16 protein-coding genes are annotated in these 20,179 nt (G+C 57.2%); 3 read left to right on the forward strand and 13 right to left on the reverse strand.

Going from position 1 to position 20,179, the window contains the following annotated elements; all coding sequences use genetic code 11:
- Positions 1–105: 105 nt before the first annotated feature.
- Both OZX73_RS07510 and OZX73_RS07515 read right to left on the reverse strand, forming a co-directional pair.
- Entirely contained in the window at positions 106–786 is a 681-nt protein-coding gene (locus OZX73_RS07510) for a TM2 domain-containing protein (RefSeq protein ID WP_277149023.1), read from the reverse strand.
- Positions 787–979: 193 nt separating this feature from the next.
- Complete coding sequence (locus OZX73_RS07515; protein WP_277149025.1) at positions 980–2,023, reverse strand: 3-isopropylmalate dehydrogenase; 1,044 nt, start codon at positions 2,021–2,023, stop codon at positions 980–982.
- 262 nt (positions 2,024–2,285) lie between these two features.
- On the opposite strand from OZX73_RS07515, the gene OZX73_RS07520 reads away from it, so the two are divergent.
- Positions 2,286–2,837 carry a DoxX family protein gene (locus tag OZX73_RS07520; protein WP_277149027.1) on the forward strand — a complete coding sequence of 184 codons (552 nt, stop codon included), beginning with the start codon at positions 2,286–2,288 and terminating at the stop codon, positions 2,835–2,837.
- Positions 2,838–2,914: 77 nt separating this feature from the next.
- Here OZX73_RS07520 and OZX73_RS07525 read toward each other — a convergent pair whose 3' ends face one another.
- The 7 genes from OZX73_RS07525 to OZX73_RS07555 all read right to left on the reverse strand — a co-directional run bounded on the left by OZX73_RS07525 (position 2,915) and on the right by OZX73_RS07555 (position 12,197).
- Entirely contained in the window at positions 2,915–5,524 is a 2,610-nt protein-coding gene (locus tag OZX73_RS07525; protein WP_277149029.1) for a prolyl oligopeptidase family serine peptidase, read from the reverse strand.
- A 132-nt stretch (positions 5,525–5,656) separates the two neighbouring features.
- Positions 5,657–6,904: a phosphatase domain-containing protein gene (locus tag OZX73_RS07530; RefSeq protein ID WP_277149031.1), complete on the reverse strand. Its 1,248-nt coding sequence runs from the start codon at positions 6,902–6,904 to the stop codon at positions 5,657–5,659.
- Between the two features lie 136 nt (positions 6,905–7,040).
- The gene (gene gcvH / locus OZX73_RS07535) at positions 7,041–7,490 is read right to left on the reverse strand and encodes a glycine cleavage system protein GcvH (protein WP_277149033.1); all 450 of its coding nucleotides are present in this window, start codon (positions 7,488–7,490) and stop codon (positions 7,041–7,043) included.
- Between the two features lie 120 nt (positions 7,491–7,610).
- On the reverse strand, positions 7,611–9,128 hold the full coding sequence (locus OZX73_RS07540) for a L,D-transpeptidase (RefSeq protein WP_277149035.1): 1,518 nt from the start codon (positions 9,126–9,128) through the stop codon (positions 7,611–7,613).
- A 190-nt stretch (positions 9,129–9,318) separates the two neighbouring features.
- On the reverse strand, positions 9,319–10,407 hold the full coding sequence (nudC, locus tag OZX73_RS07545; protein WP_277149037.1) for an NAD(+) diphosphatase: 1,089 nt from the start codon (positions 10,405–10,407) through the stop codon (positions 9,319–9,321).
- A gap of 294 nt (positions 10,408–10,701) precedes the next feature.
- A complete protein-coding gene (locus tag OZX73_RS07550; protein ID WP_277149039.1) occupies positions 10,702–11,547 on the reverse strand; it encodes an alpha/beta hydrolase in 846 nt (281 codons plus the stop codon).
- Positions 11,548–11,564: 17 nt separating this feature from the next.
- Positions 11,565–12,197 carry an NUDIX hydrolase family protein gene (locus tag OZX73_RS07555; protein ID WP_277149041.1) on the reverse strand — a complete coding sequence of 211 codons (633 nt, stop codon included), beginning with the start codon at positions 12,195–12,197 and terminating at the stop codon, positions 11,565–11,567.
- A gap of 162 nt (positions 12,198–12,359) precedes the next feature.
- Between OZX73_RS07555 and trxA the strand changes: the two genes are divergently transcribed.
- Positions 12,360–12,710, forward strand: coding sequence for a thioredoxin (trxA, locus tag OZX73_RS07560; RefSeq protein ID WP_277149043.1), 351 nt, complete (start codon positions 12,360–12,362; stop codon positions 12,708–12,710).
- Between the two features lie 413 nt (positions 12,711–13,123).
- Positions 13,124–14,128, forward strand: a complete 1,005-nt coding sequence (locus OZX73_RS07565; protein ID WP_277149045.1) for a G5 domain-containing protein — start codon at positions 13,124–13,126, stop codon at positions 14,126–14,128.
- Positions 14,129–14,433: 305 nt separating this feature from the next.
- Here the strand turns inward: OZX73_RS07565 and galE are convergent, their stop codons facing one another.
- The 4 genes from galE to OZX73_RS07585 all read right to left on the reverse strand — a co-directional run bounded on the left by galE (position 14,434) and on the right by OZX73_RS07585 (position 20,169).
- The gene (galE, locus tag OZX73_RS07570; RefSeq protein ID WP_277149047.1) at positions 14,434–15,453 is read right to left on the reverse strand and encodes a UDP-glucose 4-epimerase GalE; all 1,020 of its coding nucleotides are present in this window, start codon (positions 15,451–15,453) and stop codon (positions 14,434–14,436) included.
- A 196-nt stretch (positions 15,454–15,649) separates the two neighbouring features.
- Positions 15,650–16,750, reverse strand: coding sequence for a polysaccharide deacetylase family protein (locus OZX73_RS07575; RefSeq protein ID WP_277149049.1), 1,101 nt, complete (start codon positions 16,748–16,750; stop codon positions 15,650–15,652).
- A gap of 851 nt (positions 16,751–17,601) precedes the next feature.
- Positions 17,602–18,585 carry a hypothetical protein gene (locus OZX73_RS07580; RefSeq protein ID WP_277149051.1) on the reverse strand — a complete coding sequence of 328 codons (984 nt, stop codon included), beginning with the start codon at positions 18,583–18,585 and terminating at the stop codon, positions 17,602–17,604.
- Between the two features lie 180 nt (positions 18,586–18,765).
- On the reverse strand, positions 18,766–20,169 hold the full coding sequence (locus tag OZX73_RS07585) for a polysaccharide biosynthesis tyrosine autokinase (protein WP_277149053.1): 1,404 nt from the start codon (positions 20,167–20,169) through the stop codon (positions 18,766–18,768).
- Between the last annotated feature and the right edge of the window lie 10 nt (positions 20,170–20,179).

Here is a 20,179-nt window from a genome sequence, read left to right on the forward strand (position 1 = left end):
GGAAACGCCTTTGGGACGCTTCCATGCACCGCATCGAATCAACCAATAATCATCAGATACCAGTAATCGTGTGGCCACGCTTGAAATGCGCGTACACGGATCACGCTATTCGCGCAGTTCAACGCCTTTGGCGTCCCTGTGCCACGGCGAGCCGTAGTTGGAGCTCAAAATCAGTATCCCCTCAACCAAGCCCCAGATGAAGGCGGCCACGGGGCCGAGGCCGAGCAGGATCCAGCCAAGCAGCGTCAGGAGCAACTGGGCCACGGCCTTGCCGTAGAAGCCCAGATAGAAGTTGTGCACGCCAAGCCACCCCAAGAAGATGCCCAGTAATCCCGCGGCCATCTTGCTGCGGGGCTGATAGCCATAAGGCAGGGGCTGGGGCTGGCCTGGCTGCGTATATTGCGGAGCGTAAGGCTGTCCGGGCTGGCCTTGCGGATAGCCGTTCTGGCTGGCATACGGCTGGCCGGCGCCGCCCGCGGCATAGCCGTAACCCGTTTGACCCGCCTGTGACTGGGCATAATGTGGCTGGCCGTAATTCGGTTGCGTATAGCCAGTTTGCTGGTAATTGGGTTGGCTATATGGTGCCTGAGGCGCCGGTTGCGGTTGCCCGGACGCGCCGTTTGGCCCATAACTGTTCTGCGGATACTGCTGGTTTTGGCCCTGATACTGGCCGTAAGGCTGCTGGTACTGGTTCTGGCCGCCGCCATTGCCGGGCTGAGGGGCGTTGAAACCTTGCCCTGAGCGCTGGTCAGGCTGGCCGTTGGGTGCATCTGGTGTGTTGTTCATGGTTTTAAGCTTAGCCCAAACAGTCGAGGCAATATGCGAAATGACTGGGAATTGGCTGTAAATCCTTTTCGCACCGCGAACAAAGGCATATAGACATATACGTTCGGGCGCACCCCTCTTGGAAAGTGCGCCCGAACGTAATACATCAATGCAGGCTTCGGCCGTGACTCACGCCCGACCTCGGCCGGATAGGTCAGATTCTATCCAATATGGCCTTGCCGACCTCAGCGGTGGTGCGTTGCTTCTGCCCGTTTTCGGCGATATCGGCCTCGACGACCTCCTCGATATGCTTGGCCGGCTCATCCATGCCAAGGTGACGCAACAGCATCGCTGTGGAGAGGATGGTGGCCGTCGGGTTGGCGATGCCCTTGCCGGCGATGTCGGGGGCGGAGCCGTGGATGGGCTCGAACATCGAAGGATACTCGTTGCTGGCGTTGATGCAGCCTGAAGCCGAATAGCCGACTCCGCCGACCACGGCGCCCGCCTCGTCGGTGATGATGTCGCCGAAGAGGTTGTCGGTCAGGATGACGTCGAAACGGCTGGGATCGGTGACCATGAAGATGGTGGTCGCGTCGATGTGCAGGTAGTCGTGGCTGACCTCGGGGTATTCTCGGCCGACCTCGTCGACGATGCGCTGCCACATGTCGCCGGCGTTAATCAAGACGTTCTTCTTATGGACCAAAGTGACGTGCTTCTTGCGCTTCATCGCCAGGTCGAAGGCGTAACGCACCACGCGCTCGACGCCGTAGGCGGTGTTGAGGCTGACCTCGGTGGCCACCTCGTGCGGGGTGCCCTTGCGGATGTCGCCGCCGGCGCCGCAATACAGGCCTTCCGTGCCTTCGCGCACGACGACGAAATCGATGTCACCGGGGTTCTTCAGCGGGGACTCGACACCCTTGTAAAGCTTGGAGGGACGCAAGTTGACGTACTGGTCGAGATCGAAACGCAGCTTCAACAGCAAGCCGCGCTCAAGCAAGCCGGCCGGCACATCGAGCCGGGGGTCGCCGATGGCCCCCAACAGAATGGCGTCGGTCTTCTTGATCCGCTCGAGGTCCTCGTCGGGCAGCACCGCCCCATCACGCACATAGCGTTGGGATCCAAGATCGAAGTCCTCATACTCGAAGTCGGCCACGCCCTCGGTGGCCTTCTCCATGACCTCTTGGGCCGGTGGAACGATTTCCTTGCCAATGCCGTCACCGGGGATGACGGCGATGTGATATGTCTTTTTAGTGCTCATAGCCGTGACAATAGTCGCGAAAATCACACTGTCCACTATATGGTCCGAAAAATGGACATTCCTATCCTGAATACAAAACCAGCAAAATATATCTATTTGCATCGTTTGCCGAAACAAACATGCTCCCCTCTTCTAAAGAGCGCGGAAATGTATAATTTCATACAAAAGAGCGCAAATATCCGATTTTCCCTCACAAATACATCCAACGCCACTACAATCAGAGGTAACGCTATTAACGTTTTTAGGCAAGGAGGCCTTGATTATGGTTAAATGGTTACGCACAAGCAAAAGCGGCATGATTGTCGCCACCATCGTCCGCATCTATCTCGCCATCGCGTGGTTGCAGGCCGGCTGGGAGAAAGTGGTGGGCTTCTGCACGGGAAAGTTCAGCGCGGCAGGCTTCATCCAGATGGGCATCAGCCACCCGGTTCCCGTTGAGGGGACGAGCGGCCCCGCTGAATACCCTTGGTACACCTGGTTCCTGCAGCATATCGCCATGCCTCAAGTCAACGTGTTCTCGTTCATGGTGGCGTTCGGCGAAGTCGCGGTGGGCTTGGGGTTGCTTTTCGGCACTCTGACCACAGCCGCCGCCTTCTTCGGCATGCTGATGAACTGGGCCTACGTCCTCTGCGGCGTCGTTTCTTCGGGCCCGATCGACATCATCTGCGAATTCATCATCCTGGTCGCCGGCTTGAACGCGGGCAAGATAGGTCTTGATCGCTGGATCATTCCTTGGCTGCGCAGCAAGATTCATTGGCTGGGCAATTCGGTCTTCGACGAGGAAAAGACCACTTGGCCGTTGCAGAAGGCCTGAGGCAACAACCAAAACAAGATATCGCATTCTCCGTGTCCGTATGACTGCAAAAAACGTAGTCATACGGACACATACTTTTATTCGTCAATACCCATCGCGTTCAGGCACCAGGCGTTTTCGTCGCTGACTTCCTGCCACTGTTTGTAACGGCCGGAAGTGCCGCCATGCCCGGCCTCGACCTCGATGCGCGCGATGGCGTCCACGCCCTGCGCTTGCAGACGGGCGACCCACTTGAGCGGTTCCACATAGAGCACGCGGGTGTCGTTCATCGACGTGGTGGCGAAGATCCTGGGATAACGCGAAGTGGCAGCATCGGGAACGAAGCCATCGGTATCTGGGCCGTCGGCATCGTGGCCTTCACCCTTTTGGTTCAAGGCGTTTTGGGCTTGTAGCGGTTTCTCGGATTCGTCATCGCCCTGCCAAGGCCCGAACGGCGCATTTTCATACGGCGAATACGACTTCATATAGTCGTAGACGGTTTTGTCGTGGAGCGGATCGCCCCACTCGTCCCATTCCGTGACCGTCAACGGCAGCGACGGATCGAGAATCGAGGTGAGCGCGTCCACGAATGGCACGTCCGCCTCGATGCCCGCGTAGCATTGCGGAGCCATGTTCGCCACGGCACCCATCAGCAGGCCTCCTGCGGAGCCGCCGTTACCGACGGTGCGTTTAGGATCTGCCAGCCCCGCCTGTTGCAAGGCTTTGGTGGCATCAACGAAATCCTCGAATGTATGACGTTTGTTAAGCCTGCGCCCCTGTTCGTACCAGGCGCGGCCCATCTCGCCGCCTCCACGGACATGCACCACGGCGTAAAGCACGCCACGGTCGAGCATGCTCACGCGAGCCACGGAGAAGCCCGGGTCGCTGCTGATCTCGTAGGCGCCGTAGCCGGTGATGAACAGCGGACCGGCGACAGGGCACGATTCATGGTTCTGCTTCAGCCCGGCATCATTCGATTCATCGTGACGTTCAGAAGTGCCCCCACCAAGCGAAACAGGACCACCATCAGCCGGACTTTCAGCAACATCCAGCAAGTCGATGCGGCTCAAATCGTCACCCAAGGCCGCCATGGCTTTACACCGATCCGGCCGCCAAACCAACGAGACCGGCACCAGCTCACCGTCTCGCACGCGCACCCAGACGCGCCGCTCGCGGTAGTTGGCGGCATCGAAACCGCCATGCACCTTCGCGCGCTTGAGCAGCTTGCTTTGGCCGGTGGCCACGTCAAGCTCGCGCAACTGTCCTGGTTGCGTATAGCTCGAGAACGAATAACGCATACGCGGCACGTCGTAGGAGGGGTTGCCGCCGGCGGAAATCGAATACAGCCGCTCGTTCCGGCTATCCGCATCCGGCTTCAACTCGCGGAACCGCCATGGCCGCCGCACCAGGAAATCTTCAAGCGCGTCCCGTTTCGTCATCACGGCGACATGGGGCAGGCTGTCCTTGCGATAGCTCAGCACCACGAAATTGCGATACATCGCGATGCCCTCGATACCCAGCCCGCGAGCGCCCCGCAGAATCTCAGGATTGTCGGGATTATCGTACGGAGTATTCACCCGCTTGGCAGCCGCACCAGCTTCGACCTCATCGCCCCGCTCGCAGCCATACGGCGAGCCCACGGCCACAGCCACGCCCTCACCCAACGCGTACGGCGGCTCGTGCGAACGCAAATCGACCATATCGACCTCGAAATTCGGGTTCCTCGCATTGTGATACACAAGCGCCAGCGGGATGTCGGAGCCGTCGTTGCCTGCGCCCTCGAACCGCGCGAAGCTCACATCGTATTCGATGCCCTCCTGACGCGGGATGAACGCACGGAATTCACCTTCCGGATCGTCGACCGGCAATGTCAGCACCTCACCGGTGGTTTTGGACGAGGTGCCGATGACCACGTTGCGTTCGTCGAAACTCGTGCCGACCCCGACCCAAAATTTCTCGTCACGCTCGTGGAAGACCTCGACATCCTCGTCGACGCTGGTGCCGACCTGATGCCGCCGGACGGCGTACGGACGCCACGATTGGTCGAGCAACGTGTAGAACACCCACTTGCCGTCGGGCGTGAAGCAGGCTTCCGAGATCCCTTTGAACACCTCGGGCAGCTCATGGCCGTCCTCGAGGCTGCGGATGCGGTAATCGTAACGTTCGCTGCCGGCGGTGTCGACGCCATAGAGCAGCCAACGTCCGTCGCGGGTCAGGTCAAGCCCGCCCAAGCGGAAGAAATCATGGCCTTTCGCCTCGACGTTCGGGTCGAAGACGACCTGCTCCCCCGGCATCGAGCCAGGTGCGTCGCCCGCTTTGATCTGCGGCGGATCCCAGTCATCCGGCCCGGCGATCGGCAGACGGCACTGCACCCCGTATTGCAGGCCCTCCTGCGTCCGTACGAAATACCAATAACCATCCATTCGTGTTGGAACGGACATATCCGTCTCATCGACCCGCGACTTGAGTTCCTCGAACAACCGGTGCTTCAGCCCGTCGAAACCAGCCGTGTGCGCACGGTAATACTCGTTTTCCTCGCGCACGAACCGTTGCAGGTCCGGCGAAGCCTTGTCGCGCATCCACTCGTATGGGTCGATGAAGGTGTCGCCGTGCGCCGTGCGCGCCTTTGGTTCGCGTTTGGCTTGCGGAACAGGCGGAATACCAACGGTTTTCGACGATGTCGGCGTGAGGTTCGATTCTTCGGTCATACCACACAAGCCTATACTCATCGAACGAACAACGGCGGGCCTTTGAGCGCGAGGCGACTATCTCAGGGCTGGCAAAGCCCCATGACATTCAATGCGCAGAATCGTAAGAAAAATATCTGAGGAACGTTCGCGCTATTCGCTTTTCGCGGATTCCAGACCCAGTGTATGGCGCAGGTAAGGCAGCATGGTCTTCATGATGTTGGAGCCGGTGGTGCCGGTGAAGACGGGGACATCGGTGACCGGCATGGGCTGGGTGGCGGTCAGCCCCGCGACCTCGGCCAAGGGCGAGGCCTCCTTCGGGCTCAGCTCGCGGATGGCGATGGCCAACACCCGCCCTGGGTAGCGCCGCGCGATGGTGGCATAGGTCACCGGATCCTTCTGCCCGTCGTCGCCGATGAGGATGAATCTCATATCCGGGAAATCCTCCATCAGCTGCTCGGCGAACTCCAGCTTGTGCTCGACGCCCGTGGGTATGAACGCCTTGGGCCTCGGGTCGAGATCGCGCAACAGCAACGGCCCGGCCGGATAACCCTGTTCGGCGATGAAATTACGTATCGAGCTCTCGACGTTCCACGGCGAGGTCGACAGATAGAAGAACGGCGCATCCGGCAGCATGTCGGAAAGGCGCGTGAACAAGGCGCTCATCCCCGGCACGGTGCTGCGTTTCTTGGGGTTGAGCAACAACAGATTGTAGGCCGCCTTGACCGGACTCGGCGCGTGGGTCACCATGATCGTGTCGTCGACGTCGGTGATGATGCCCACTTTGGCTCTTTCGGCCACGACGAACAGCTCGGAGTCGACCTTCCTTCGTCCGGCGACCTGATAGGAGACGTGGTGGACGCCGGGTGTGTTGCCGCGTTCGGCGACGAGGTCGAGGTAGCCGGCGCTGTCGGAAATGGCGTACGCCGAACTGATCTCGCGCGAGGTGTCGTAACGGTCGTAAACCTCGGAGACCCCCACCTGCACCGAATTGACCGGCACGCCATCGATCTCGATTTTCACCCGCACCCCGGCCGCCGGCACCGCAAGCATGCCACGGATGCCGCGCATCAGCTCACCGGAACGCGAGCCGCCGGGAGCCATCACCGTCCGGCACACCAGCCGCGCGTAATCGTCTGTTCCATAGCCCGCGTAAGGCTCGACCTTGGGGAACCATCCCCATCGCCGCACCAACTTGGTCGAGAACCTCGCCCATAGCCCGAACCCTTGGGTGACGGCCTTTCTCGCGTGCCGCAGCAATGGCTCGATGTCACCATGGCGCGGGATGGAGGTCTTGCGCGAGTCGAAGGAGGTGGAGGCGCGATGCACCTCGATCGGCACCGTGGGCATATCGTCCGCGCGCGCCGACCCAGCGTGTTCTTTCAACCGTTTGCGTGCCATGTGTTTCCGTTCGTTCGCGTGTTCATAGGTTCTTGATTATTGGCATTGGTATGTTCCGCGCCGAAAGCCACGCAGGTCACCGCGCCATCTTTTCAAGCCCGGTCTCCGTTGTCCACCGAAACGGGACCCAGCCACATCATTGGGCGCGACGAACCATGGCGGCATACTGCTCGGCGTCCATCAGCTCCGGCTCGTCATCGTCGAGCTCCACTTTGAGGATCCAGCCCTCACCGTAAGGGTCGTTGTTGATGACCTGCGGATCGTCGGCGACCGCCTGGTTGACGTATCGGACGGTGCCCTCGACCGGCGAGATGAGGTTCTGGACCGTCTTGGCGCTTTCCATCTCGACGATCTCATCGCCGGCGCGCACCGGGGTGCCGGGTTCCGGCAGATCGACATAGACGATCTCGCCCATCTGGTTGGCCGCGTATTCGGTGATGCCGATGACGGCAATCCCCTCGGCGTCATCGACCCACGCATGGTCGCCGGAATACTGCAGATGGTCAGGCACGTCCAAGGAAACGGGTTTGGCGGTGGCTTCGGTGGTGTCGTCGATCTCGGTGTCGTTCATGTTGTTTTCGCTCATGTTGCCAGATTAGCGCATCACAGCGCCCGATGTCTTGCTTGCCGCGAAATAAAAACGCGCCCCGCGAAAAACCGCAAGACGCGCCTACAAAACAGGAAAGGCCTTTAAACCGCCCGAAACTTACCTCACCGGACCAGTGGGCTGGCCGCCCACAACCTGCACTAGCGAACCTTGCGGGCAGTTGTCATAAATCCACTTGGCATCGGACACGTTCATGTTGACGCAACCATGCGAGCCGTGGCCGGCCGGGTCGCCCGTGCTGATGCCGGTGGGATTCCAAGGAGCGCCATGGAAGCCCTGTCCACCATTGAAATAGCTGATCCAAGGCACACCGGGAGTCACATAATCCGGCCCGCGCATGGTCTGCGTGGCGTAGCGCAGGTTGATGACGTAGGTCCCCGTGCTCGTCTGGTGGTCGGCCCTGCCCGTGCACACCGGGAAGGTCTGCACCACTTGGTCGTCCTTGTAGACGGTGACGGTCTGGGAGGATTTGTCGACCACGAGCCTCATCTGCGGCTTGGTCTGCTTGACGTCGAATTTGGTGATGTCGGCCGCCGCCTGAATGGTGGCAGGCTGAGAGGAGGTCAAGGCGCTGTAGACCTGATCGGCCACCGGGCCCACGTCCTTGATCTTGACGCCATCGACGCCTTTGGTCGTGGTCAGCAACACATTGCCCGCGGTGTCGATGATGTCCTGCTGGCTGACCATCTCCTGATTGAGCTCTTTGGGCATCTCCATGTTGAGGTAATTGGTGATGGCGTCTTTGTCGATGTCGAGCGTGATGGTGCCTTTCGCCAGATCGGCGTCAGGCTTGATCCACGAGGCGAGTTGCGCCACAGGCACCTCGAATTTGCTCGCGTCGCCGTTGTTGATGACGATCTTGTTGGCCAACAGCTTGTTGGCCGACGCGGCGGCCGCTTCCGCGGTGTTCTGCGAAATGGGGGTGTCGACGTTCTTGTAGGTGATTTTCGCGGTCTGCACCTGGCCGGGATCGGCGATCAGAGCGTTGACGCAACGCTTGACGCTGCTCAGCTCGGGCGCGCGACCGCCACGGCCGGCCTGCACCACGAAGGCGTTGCTTCCGTTGAAGGCGATGGACGAGGGAACGGCCTTTTCGTTGTCTTTGACGAACGCGTTGGTCAGATAGGTGTCGATCGGCAGATCCGTGACCTTGGCGACCAGCTTGACATTCGATTTCGAGAACGGGATGACGCGGCTCGCGCCGTCGCCTTTCGCCGCCAACAGGTTCTGGACCGTCTTGTCAACATTGACGGTGACACCGAAATCCTTGAAATTCGCGGTCGTCTTTTTGCCTTGGCCGTCGGAGACGAGGACCTTCGAGTTCTTCGCCTCACGGTCAACCGTTTGCTTCAGCTGCGCGGCGTCCTGCCCCGCCACCGCGACATTGCCCAGATGAACGCCCGGGGCCGCCTTATCTTTGTAATACCAACGAGTGCCGAAGAACGCGGCGACCAACGCCACGATAAGGACCACGAGCACCACGGCCGCGATGATAATCGGCAGATGCCGCTTGCCATGACCCTCATGCTTTGCCGGGGCATCGACACCCAGGGCTGCGATATCGGCTTGGCTGAGCTCGCTCGTCAATGCCTCAGGCTCGCTATCGCTGCTGATCACGTCGTCCATTCTTCCTCCAGATGCCCTTCTCGGCGTACCGGTTAACTAGAATATCGCAACGATTTGACTATCGCTCATACCATGGGCGATAAACGAACGAGGAATTCATATTACGAAAATCCAGGCCGGAAAAACAACGAACAGAACGGTTGATAACGATTTTCCCCAACAGAAGAACAGAATATTTGCATTACAATTTCTGTCCATACCATTCCTCGATCATGTAGCGGGCGACGGTCGATTTCCCCGGCCAGGCCACCCGGCCCTCGGTGAGGGCATCGGCGAACTCGTCGCGCGTGAAGAAACGGGCATCGACCGTCTCACGGTTGTCCACATCAATATCGGTGCCCAGCGCACGGGCCTTGAACGCAACCATCAACGAGGCCGGGAAAGGCCAGGGCTGCGAACCCAGGTATTTGAGCTCCCCCAGTTTCAGCCCGGTCTCCTCGCTGGCTTCGCGCCGGCAGGCATGCTCGAGGTTCTCGCCCGCCTCGACGAACCCCGCGCAGACCGAGTAGCGGGTGGGATTCTTCCATGCCTTGTTATGCTGCAAAAGCAGCCGGCCCTGGCCGTCGACGATGGAGACGATGACCGCCGGCTCGATACGCGGGAACAGCAGCGAGCGGTGTGATGGGCAGCCTTCATTGACGCATCGCTGGGCCCATCCGGCATTGGCGGGACGCACCGGGGAACCGCATCGCGGGCAATGACGCTGCGAGGCGTGCCACATGCACAACGCCACAGCGGTGGTGGCCTGCCCGACCTGACGCGCCGAGCCATGCGCGGCGAAGCCCCGCAGAGAGACCCAGTCAAAACGTTCCAGCGCCCGTTTCAGCACCGTCGGCAAAACCGTCGAGGAGGACGCGCCGGCATGGTCATCGCCATTCGCCTCGGCGGCATCCGCCAACCCGGACACATCGAGGGCGACCACGGCCTGGGGATGCGCCGTGCCCACGCCATAGCTGCCAAGAAACATGGCGATCACACCGGTCTCTTCAGAATCGCCAAGCGCGCCGCCAAACCCGCGCAGGACATACTCCCCCGGCACCTCGGCCAAGCGTATCTTCGCGGTCTCGTAATCGACCCGGGCCGCCTGTCCGTCGGGCACCGCCACGAGGCCGTCACGCACGAAAACGACCGTCGTCCCCGTCTGCGCGAGCACCGCGTCGATCAGCCCCGGCTCACCCCTACGATCGGTCTGGTAATCGATGTCGCCCTGCGCAAGCGGTAAAAACGGCAGCACCTGAGTCAATGCCAACGATGAGAACGAAGCAGCCATTTGATCCCCTTTAAGTCCTGCAAACTTGTCTATTCCCAAAAACTTCCAGCGCCGTTACATGAAACGCTATATCAGATTATTCATTATCACACAGCAACAATAGATTTACCGAGCATCGTGCATTTTTCAGACGCTAACGTCAGATAAGTGCAAGTTAGCCAACCCAACGTGCATCTTTTTGACGGTGACGTCAAATAAATGCACCTTGCCACCCCCAACATGCACTTTCCCGACAGTGTCGTCAGAAAAGTGCACTTTGCAACTCAGATACGGGCAGTAAAAGACAGATAGCACTCAGACGCGCTCGACCAGATCAAGCAGTGCATTCGCCACGGCATCGGGATGCTCCACCGCGCTGAAATGCCCGCAATCCGGTATCGCGGTGAAGGCGACCTGCGTGGAGGTCATGGCCGCGGCGATCGGACGCATCTTCTCGGGCGGGCTCGAAGGATCGTTCCGCCCACTGACAATCGCGGCGGGAGCAGTGACACGCGACAACTGGTCGGTGGTGTCAACGCGTCCGGCGGCCATGCGCTCGCGCCAGGCCAACCCTTCCGGACGCTGGTCGTGAATCCAACCGGCCAGCAGATCCTGGAACCGCTGGCTCCGTTTGATGGTGGAATCGCCAGATTGCGGACGCGCGAAATGCATCACCGGCTCGACGGTGTTGTCGCTTTCGCAGGTCTCGGCGATTTTCAGTCGGTTTGCACGTGCTTGAGGACTATCCGCAGCGGTGGTGGTGTCGCACAAGGCAAGTCCAGCGACAGTTTCGGGATACAGGCGCTGGATATCCATCGCGATATAGCCGCCCATCGAAAGCCCGGCCCAGATGGCCTTGTCGTGACCGGTGATATGCAGCACGGAAACGTAGGCCTCGGCCACCTTGTCCATCGCCTCGGCGTAGGCGCCGTCATCGGCGATCGGACCGGTGGCATGGGCATCGGGAATCGAGGCGTCGCCCGCGCCCGGCACATCCGACGCCCAAATGGGGAACGGGGCGATCCCGCGCTCATCGCCCAATCTGATCAGGCTCGCCGCGCAATCATCCCACATTCTCGCGTCCACCGGGAAGGCGTGCAGCAGGATGAGCGGAACGCCTTTCCCGGAACGATAGATCTTATTGCTGATGCGAATATTCATGCATTCCTTCTGACTGACTACTCACCCACGCCGGCCCACGAGAGCGCACGGCGGATGATCTGGCCGTGTCCACCCGACATCTGGTCGACGAACGTGTCGAGCCGCTTGCTCTCCACGTCGCACCATTCGACGTCCAACGTGCGGTCAAGCGGCTTGCAGTCGCCGGAGATCTGCACCACATAGCACAGCGCGATGGCGTGCTGGCGCGGGTCATAGAACTCCGAGATGCCGGGGGTCGGGAAGAACTCCGCCACCGTGAAGGGCTGCAGGCTCGCGGGCAGGATCGGCAGGGCGAGATCGCCGAGGTCCTTGGCGATGTTGCGGGCGATGGCTTCGCGGATGGTCTCGTGGAAGAGAATGCGGCCGGTGATCAGCGTGCGTTCCACCGAGCCGCTGTCGCGCACGCGGAGCAGCGAGCCGACTTCGGCGATACGGCCCATGTCGTCGCAGCGCACGGGAACCACCTCGACATAGACGATGGGCAGCTTGGCGCGCGCCTCATCGATGTCATGCGGCGAAAGCCACCCGGGAGGGTTGCCGTTGCTGCCTCCGCGCACGAAATCCTCGGGCGTGATGCCGTCGAACTCGCCACGGCGCCGCCCCGCATCGAAATCGCCCTCGTCGGGCACTTCATCATTCAAGACTGGCATGGTTCCATTATCGGCCGGCTTGCTGACGAATGCGCGAAACGTCCATTGTTTCGTCACCGGCTTAGCGATGTTGGGGTTTACTGCGAGACTGGATACTAATCGAATCCACAGCTGTCAGGCAACCGGATTCGACGCAACGGACAAGCGGAAGGAGCCATGATCATGGCAACGCAGACTTTGACGGCAAAGAACTTTGAAGAGACCATCACCAACAACGAGCTGGTCCTGGTGGATTTCTGGGCCACCTGGTGCGGCCCGTGCAAGGCCTTCGGCCCGGTCTATGAGAAGGCCAGCGAGGCCAACCCCGACATCGTCTTCGGCAAGGTCGACATCGACCAGAACCAGGAGCTTGCCACGGCGGCCGAGATCCAGGCCGTTCCCACGCTGATGATCGCCAAGAAAGGCCAGATCATCTTCAAGCAGGCCGGTGCCCTGCGCGCCTCCGACCTGGATGAGGTCATCAAGCAGGCCCGCGCCCTTGATGTCAACGCCAAGGAAGACGCGAACGCCTGAATGGATTGGAGTTCGGATCCAACCTTGCGATGGGCGCTACAGTGACCTGTTTTGAAGTTTGCTGCGGCGTATGTTGATGCGTTTTAGATTGATATGCCGATAGCCGACCTGTTTGGCTATCGGCATACTGCTATTCAAAACCAAGGAATAAGGCGATTCCAACGCCATCGGCCGAACCCCAAAACCGGCATGCGGCCACGGGAACGCCCAACGGCCAAAGTTTTCCGCGCGACGCGTTATAATTATGACAGTTTTGTGACGTATTGATATGTCCGCCAAAGCGGAACGCGAAAGTTGCGGCGTCACATCGCGCATGTGCATACATGCGATGAGCAGTCGAGAGTTGAGAGAGAACGCACGCCGTTGTTTGGCGCGATAGGAACTGTAGGACTACCTAGGAGTATTAAAGGCTAATGGCTAAGGCTAACCACCGTAAGCAGACCAAGACCTTGAGGTCGCTGAGCAAGCGCCAGTGGATCAAGATCGCGGCGTCAGCGACAGCGGTCGTGGCATTGGTGGGCGGCAGCGTGTTCGCCGTTCATGCCCATAATGCGCAGCAGAGTTCCCTGAATCGCATCACCTCGTATTCGGCCACCGACGCCAACGCGCTCGGCGTCTCCCGCGGCGCTGACCGTGAGGACCTGCGCGGCGGCAAGGCCGGCGACACCTACGTCACCGTCAAGATCAACGGCAAGAACCGCGCCGTGGTCGGCTCGCATTTCACCGACGTCAAGTCCGTTCTTGATCAGGGCGACATCACCCTTGAGACCGGCGATGTCGTCAAGCCCGACCTTAAGACCAAGGTCAAGGAATCCACCGTCATCACCATCGAACGTGCGGACGCGAATCTCGAGACCTCCGACTCCCCCATCGGTTTCAACGTCGTGACCAAGGAGACTTCGGACCTGCCCAAGGGCCAGCAGAAAGTGCAGACCGAAGGCCAGGAAGGCGTGATGGAGACCACGAGCCTGGTGACCAAGGCCGGCAAGAAGACCGTCTCCTCCAACGTGTTCACTTCATTTGTCAAGCAGGCGCCTGTCGACAAGGTCATTCTTATAGGCACCGGCTCTAATTCGAGCGTCTCCAGCGCAGCCGCGAACATCGGCTCCACGGTTCCTGTCGGCGACATGCAGCAGTGGGCGCATGATTACCTGCTTTCCACCGGCGGCTCGGAAGCCGACTTCACCGCCACCGTCTACATCATCAGCCATGAATCCGGCTGGCGTATCAACGCGCAGAACCCTTCCGGCGCTTACGGACTTCCGCAGGCCTTGCCGGGCAGCAAGATGTCGAGCGCCGGCGCCGATTGGGCGACCAACTACCAGACCCAGCTCAAGTGGTTCTGGGGCTACTGCAACGGCCGCTACGGCAGCGTACAAGGCGCCTACAACCACTGGCTGAGCGCGCACAGCTACTGAGTTTCATATAGCGTAGATCTTTAGAATTGGGGCTTCCAATCAAACTGATTGGAAGCCCCAATTCGTATCTCACGTATCTTTACCCACCACAACAGTTTGTTTATGTTCGTAAACAATTTGGTTTGTTTATGAACATAAACATTTTGACAAACACTAGATTAGAGAAAGAATAATCTCGCTTATTCAACTTTCGTTGCTTGCGACGAATATATATAGGCTGTTCTGATGAAATCATCCAATGACAAAGGAGCCGCCACCATACGTTCAAAATGGTGGCGGCTCTTCAGCGATTTATCAAAAGACAGTCAGTCCTTGCGGAAGCCCTTGGGGTTCTTGGTCTGCCAGTTGAGGGAGGAAGCGGCCATCTCGTCGATGCCCAGCTCGGCCTTCCAACCCAGCTCACGTTCGGCCTTCGAGGAATCCGCGTAGCAGGCCGCGATGTCGCCGGGGCGACGCGGCTTGATGACGTACGGAATCTTATGCCCGGCGGCCTTCTCGTAGGCCTTGATGACCTCGAGAACGGAGTAGCCATGGCCGGTGCCGAGGTTATAAGTGTAGACACCCGGCTTCTCAATCTTGTCGATCACCGCGACGTGGCCCTTGGCCAAATCAACGACGTGGATGTAATCGCGCACGCCAGTACCGTCCGGGGTCGGGTAATCGTCGCCGTAGACCTGAACTTCCTTGAGCTCGCCCAGCGCCACCTTGGCGATGTAGGGGGTGAGGTTGGCGGGAATGCCCTTCGGATCCTCGCCCAAGAGGCCAGAGGCGTGGGCGCCGACCGGGTTGAAGTAGCGCAGCAGCACGATCGTCCAGGTGTCGTCGGCAACGTAAACGTCGCGCAGGATTTGCTCCTGGAAAAGCTTGGAGGTGCCATACGGGTTGGTGGTGCCGCCGACGGGGCTCTCCTCGGTGAGCGGCAGGTGTTCGGCCGCGCCATAGACGGTGGCGGACGAGGAGAAGATGATCTTCTTGACGCCGTGGTCGCGCATCGTCTTCAGCAGCACCATCGTGCCGGTGAGGTTGTTGTCGTAGTACTCGATCGGCTTGGCGACGGACTCGCCCACAGCCTTGAGGCCCGCGAAGTGGATGACCCAGTCGACATCGTTCTCTTCGAAGATGCGGTTCATCAGCTCTTCATCGCGCACATCGCCGTCGTAACGCTTGACTTCCTTGCCGGTGATCGTCTTGACACGGTCAAGCGCTTCCGGCACTGAATTGACGTAATTGTCGACGCTGATGACGTCATAGCCCTTGTTCAGCAGCTCCACGTCGGTGTGCGTGCCGATATATCCGGCTCCCCCGGTAACCAACACAGTTGTCATTTTTGCTCCTTGTTGTGTCGTAACCTAACAAAACATAACATTAGCACACATCTAGTACACATGTTTTGTAACAATACGAAACATTTATATTATTTGTCATTTATCGGGAAGAATGCTCAAAATGCCGTCAATACCAAGTGTGGGTGAAGACGAGACAAACCCACTTTCACCCATACAACAAGCCAAAAACAACGGCTTATTGACCGTTCATCGCTATGAGCTGGTCGATGGTGACGAACTCGAAGCCTTGCGCCTTGAGACCGTCAATGATGCCCGGCAGCGCCGCGATGTCCTCCGTGCGGTCGCCGCCGCCGTCATGCATCAGCACCACGGCGCCGTTATACGCCTTGGAAAGGGCCTCGTTGGAGATCGCCGGAGCGCCTGGCAGCTTCCAGTCCTTGGTATCGATGGTCCAAATCACGTTGTAATCGACCAGCCCGTTGGAGTACCGCCACTGGTCGGCGCCGAAATTGCCGTAAGGCGCGCGCAGCATCTTCGTGGTGGTGTTCGAGGCCTTTTTGAGATTATCCAAGCCTTGCGAGATCTCGGACTGCAACTGCTGCTCGTTGAGCTTCCACATGTCGGGATGCGTGTTGCTGTGGCTGGCCACCTGGTGCCCCTCGGCCAACATGCGCTGCTCCATCTGCGGTTCGGCCACGGCGTGCTCGCCAACATCGAAGAACGTGGCCTTCACGCCCTCATTCTTCAAGATGTCGAGAATCGGGCCGCTGTATTGGCTGGGACCGTCATCGAAGGTCAGCGCGATCACCTTCTTGCCTTGAGGCTGAGGCGAGAACGTGTCGACGATGAGGTCCTGAGGCTTTTTGACCTCGCCTTTGTCAACCTTTTCGCCGGAGATCTTGCCGGTCCAGACCTCGTTGGAACCATCCTTGCCGACTTGCCTGAGTTTTTGGATGACACCATGGCCGTTGATGACGACGTTGAAGGGAACCGGCGTCCCCTGGACGTCATGCTTCTCGGTGACGTCCTTGCCGTTTTTCACGGTGATCTTCGCGTTCTCAGACAGCTTGACTGAGTCGGCATCGCCGGCCGCGATCTTTTGGCCATTGAGCGTATACGCCACCGGGTCTCCCCCGGCGGCCTTGAGGACCTTGCCCGACACGGAGAGTAGCTTGCCGGGCTTGGCGTCGAAATCGTTGTTGTCCCTCATCAGTTTGCCAAGCGTCGTATCGGCGCCCACCTGCTGATCGGCGCCGTTGACGCTCACCGGAATGTGGCGGAAATGGCCGTAGCCCCAAGCGCCCACGCCAGCGAGCGCCACGACGACAACCACCACCAACGCGACAATAATGAGTACACGCGCCCACCGTGACCGCTTGGGCGATTTGGCGGGCTCAATGGTCAGTTCCTCGATAACCGGCTCGACTGGTGGCTTAACGAAAGATGAGGCGTCTTGTGAAACTAGCTGATTATTGTTTCCAGGAACATCATTATAACCAGCGTTAGTTGTGAGACTAGTCATACTAACGGAGTTCTCAATGTTGCCTTTATCAGCGGTATACGCATCGTTATCTCTAGTGTCGGTTTTTCCGTCTCGTCCCATGTCGATATAAGAGGCATTAGTCTTGTTGCCGTCTTCCCCGTCATAATCATTATTAGAATCTCTACTTATCGAGGTGCCATCGTCTTGGGCATAGACGCTATCAGACTCAGCACCGGTTAGAGAATCGTAATTAGCATTGTAGCCGACATCAGTCTTATCATCATGCAGAGGATTGGATTCAGCACCTTGACCGCTACTGTATGTATCGTCTGATGTAGGTTCCCCATGTTCATCCTCGCCGCCCATCGACCGCTCCTTCACATCTGCACCTCTACGGACTTCCCGCAAAGCTCAAGAGTACTCGCAACTCAGGTAAAAACGTATATACTTGATAGGAAATGAGAAAATCTCAGAAATTCAAAGAAAAACACCCATATTCTTCGAGCGTTGAATTGATATGACAATTCACCTATAGACAGAAGACTGACACAATAATTCCACCAGCAATACTATTTTTAATACTACAGCTTCCCATCTGTTCATTTCGTAATACAAAAACCATTATGTACCACAAGAGTTCAAATCATCACTAGTAAACAAAAACTCCGGCAACGGAACATCGATCACAGAATCTGTCACAGGCATCAGGCAAGAAAGTTTAGAAGAACAAACTCAACAACGAAAACGACAACACCAACCAGCAACAACTTCCACCATCGAGGTCCAGAATTATCTGTTGAGGCCGGTTTATCCACATCCTCGTATCGCGAGTTACCTCTTATTGCATCCTGGGCGGACGTATTCAACAATGTCGAAGACATTCCAGAATCAACAACCTGTGCGAAATTATCCTGTCTCGATTCCCGATCAGCTTTCGCGTTCTGCTTCTGAAAAGCTGACGACCGCTTCTCAGATTCAAAAACTGACAATATTTCGGAAGGCTTAATATCATCAAAATCATAAAGTGTATTTGGCTTGGCACTACATATCCCGTCAGAATCAAATGACGCTAGTGGCGGGAACTCAATAACCGGTATGGACCATCCGGTTGCCTTCACAGAATTATTCTGTTGCGCAGCAGATCCAAATCGTCCGACTTCCCTAACTTGCGCATTCGACACTTTGCTTTGAGCAATATCGTCTGCTCTGAATCGTTCGTGAGTCAAAGTTATTTTTTGACTGCTCTGAGTCTCCTGACGCGGACTCACATCAGTAGATTTGGCTGTAAAGTTATTAGCACTCAAAGCCTCATAACGCCGAATACTTGAATCTTCTGCGGTCTTTCCCGAATCAGGACGAATCGAAATAGGAAATAAAAACTTGCGTTCTTTACCAACATCAGAGGAAACAGATGACAAATCCCCTCTTACCTCTTTAGAAGCTAACGGAAACGAATAGAGAGAGGAGTCAGTATGTCTATCAGCGGGCCAATCTTGTGGCGAAACATTCACAGAGGTTCCCACGGACTCCGGTGAATCATGGTATCTGGAAACGATCGGAAAATTGACTACCAGCTCACGACTCCGCTGTTCCCACCCACCATCATCCTCAGATGCGGAGGGAAAAAGGAATGAATCATTGTCTTCCGATTCCACAGAGTCTTCAATGCCTTTCCCCGAACTCGTCATACGTTCAGCCCTTCCTTCGACTAATACCCACGTAGTTAAACCAACTTGAGAAGGATTCACTTGCATCCAACGTGAACAATACAAAACATGACCGATTCAAAGTCCGGGGTATAGCCAAATAAATAAACATGGCTATGAAAAAGCCCATTCAATACTTTCGATCACACTTTGAAAGTGTCTCTATCTCTTATTGCCTTTCTTATGACTCGCAGTGCTATCGTCTGTATAGTAATAGTAATTCTTAGAGTCAATCTTTGCCTGATCGGCGAAATTGAGAACAAACCCAAGCAACGGCACTCCAGCAGTCTTCAGATTATCGACCGCCGACTGCAATTCCTTCTTTTCCGTGAGCTCTTTGCCAACAACCATGACAACGCCATTTGCCCACTGACCGAATACCGTTCCGTCATTCGAAACGGAAAGCGGTGCAGTGTCAATAATCACGTAATCATACTGCTTTCTTGCCTGCTTAACGAGCGCCTTCATCGTTTTCGAACCCAACAGAATGCTGGCGTTGCCAGGACGCTTACCCGCAGGGAAAATCTGAAGATTACTCTTCCAATATTCCTGCACCACATCCATAGGTGTAGCCTGGCCGGAAAGTACCGCCGAAAGACCAACATAGCCTTCGATATTAAGTCGATGGGCGACCGAGGGATGACGCAGATCCGCATCAATCAGCAACACTGTTTTGTCATCTTCTGCTAGCGCTGCGGCAAGGTTACAAGTCACCAACGTCTTACCCTCCGAAGGTCTTGATGAAGTAATGACAATCAACTTCCCATCCTCGGCGTTAGAATCCGGAGTTAGAAAACCAATATTGGAACGTATCCTACGGAAATCCTCAGCTTCAGCGCTGTTGGGGTTCGAAATGACGACCGGACGGCTACTCTTGAGCAAGTCCGTCTTTGGTACCATACCCAATGAAGAACCTTGCGTCACAGCATGGGCATCCTCGACACTTCCGACCTTGGTGTTTAGCACTTCTAGCAGCAACGCCAACAGCACAGCCGCAAAGATACCAATTAATAGTCCGGCTAACAAATATAATGGTTTATTAGGAGAGCTCGGCTTTTTAGGAGTTTGGGCCCTTTGCACGATGGAAAGATCTACCGGAGATTGTCCCTTCTGTCCACCATAGATACTATACATCACCTGTTTACGAAGACTCCCAGCGACGGCATTAGAAATCTTTGCCGCATCAGCTGAATCATGCGTTTGTACTGTGATATTAAGCATAAAGGTGCCGGCAGGATTAGTCGCAGTAACTTTACTTGACAAATCAGAAACACTCATACCCAAATTAAGATCATCAATCACAGGCTGCAAAACCGCCGCAGTTTTTACCAATTGAGGATACGTCTTGATCTGTGTTGTAAGATAAGTAGCCCCGGAATTCATTTCACTTGAATTCAGAGCGGATACATCTTTACCTGAATATGAAGCAAATAACTCAGAAGTTGCTCGATATTGAGCAGGGACAAGAAAAGCGAACGCCGCGGCTGCCGCTACGAATACAAAGCAAACGCACACAGCTGCCCACAGATGCTTACGAATAGCTGCTAACACATCAGCTATAGCCATTAACCCTCAC

It is taken from the genome of Bifidobacterium sp. ESL0775 (assembly GCF_029395475.1).
Lineage (GTDB): Bacteria > Actinomycetota > Actinomycetes > Actinomycetales > Bifidobacteriaceae > Bifidobacterium.

Bases quoted from the DNA above. Each gene is read 5' to 3' on its own strand.
- galE (WP_277149047.1), bottom strand. From the start codon at position 15,453: ATGACAACTGTGTTGGTTACCGGGGGAGCCGGATATATCGGCACGCAC.
- gcvH (WP_277149033.1), bottom strand. From the start codon at position 7,490: ATGAGCGAAAACAACATGAACGACACCGAGATCGACGACACCACCGAA.
- OZX73_RS07585 (WP_277149053.1), bottom strand. From the start codon at position 20,169: ATGGCTATAGCTGATGTGTTAGCAGCTATTCGTAAGCATCTGTGGGCA.
- OZX73_RS07525 (WP_277149029.1), bottom strand. From the start codon at position 5,524: ATGACCGAAGAATCGAACCTCACGCCGACATCGTCGAAAACCGTTGGT.
- trxA (WP_277149043.1), top strand. From the start codon at position 12,360: ATGGCAACGCAGACTTTGACGGCAAAGAACTTTGAAGAGACCATCACC.
- OZX73_RS07520 (WP_277149027.1), top strand. From the start codon at position 2,286: ATGGTTAAATGGTTACGCACAAGCAAAAGCGGCATGATTGTCGCCACC.
- OZX73_RS07530 (WP_277149031.1), bottom strand. From the start codon at position 6,904: ATGGCACGCAAACGGTTGAAAGAACACGCTGGGTCGGCGCGCGCGGAC.
- OZX73_RS07510 (WP_277149023.1), bottom strand. From the start codon at position 786: ATGAACAACACACCAGATGCACCCAACGGCCAGCCTGACCAGCGCTCA.
- OZX73_RS07550 (WP_277149039.1), bottom strand. From the start codon at position 11,547: ATGAATATTCGCATCAGCAATAAGATCTATCGTTCCGGGAAAGGCGTT.
- nudC (WP_277149037.1), bottom strand. From the start codon at position 10,407: ATGGCTGCTTCGTTCTCATCGTTGGCATTGACTCAGGTGCTGCCGTTT.
- OZX73_RS07565 (WP_277149045.1), top strand. From the start codon at position 13,124: ATGGCTAAGGCTAACCACCGTAAGCAGACCAAGACCTTGAGGTCGCTG.
- OZX73_RS07555 (WP_277149041.1), bottom strand. From the start codon at position 12,197: ATGCCAGTCTTGAATGATGAAGTGCCCGACGAGGGCGATTTCGATGCG.
- OZX73_RS07515 (WP_277149025.1), bottom strand. From the start codon at position 2,023: ATGAGCACTAAAAAGACATATCACATCGCCGTCATCCCCGGTGACGGC.
- OZX73_RS07580 (WP_277149051.1), bottom strand. From the start codon at position 18,585: ATGACGAGTTCGGGGAAAGGCATTGAAGACTCTGTGGAATCGGAAGAC.